The following is a 696-nucleotide window of genomic DNA, read 5'->3' on the forward strand; positions in this document are numbered from 1 at the left end:
TTACGAAGAGTCGCAATCGATCTATGACGTTTCAGACGAGTTCTTCGCGCTCTTCCTAGACCCGACGATGGGGTACACCTGCGCGTATTTCGAGCGCGACGATATGACCCTCGAGGAGGCGCAGAACGCCAAGTTCGACCTGGCGCTGGGCAAGCTGAACCTCGAGCCCGGGATGACGCTGCTCGACATCGGCTGCGGCTGGGGCGGAGCGCTGCAACGGGCGATCGAGAAGTTCGACGTGAACGTCGTCGGCCTGACGCTGTCGGAGAACCAGGCCGACCACGTGCAGAAGATGTTCGACCAGATGGACACGAACCGCTCGACGCGGGTGCTGCTGGAGGGCTGGGAGAAGTTCGACGAGCCGGTGGACCGCATCGTCTCCATCGGCGCCTTCGAGCACTTCGGCCGCCAGCGCTGGGGCCACTTCTTCAAGATGGCCTACCGGGTGCTGCCGGCCGAGGGCGTCATGATGCTGCACACCATCACGCGTCCCACGTTCAAAGAGGCCAGGGCGCAGGGCAATCCGCTCACCCACGAAGTGGTCCACTTCACCCAGTTCATCCTGGCCGAGATCTTCCCGGGCGGCTGGCTACCGACGATCCCGTCGGTCGAGGAGCACGCGGAGGAGGTCGGCTTCAAGATCACGCGCACCCAGTCGCTGCGGCTGCACTACGCGACGACCCTCGAAACGTGGGC

General features: G+C 64.1%; 1 protein-coding gene. It reads left to right on the forward strand.

What is annotated here, in order from left to right; translation table 11 throughout:
* Window positions 1-19: 19 nt before the first annotated feature.
* Window positions 20-696 (forward strand): cyclopropane mycolic acid synthase family methyltransferase (locus A5673_RS30710; RefSeq protein WP_082958934.1); only part of this gene is annotated, 677 nt, incomplete at its 3' end.

It is taken from the genome of Mycobacterium sp. E3198, from assembly GCF_001667015.1.
Lineage (GTDB): Bacteria > Actinomycetota > Actinomycetes > Mycobacteriales > Mycobacteriaceae > Mycobacterium.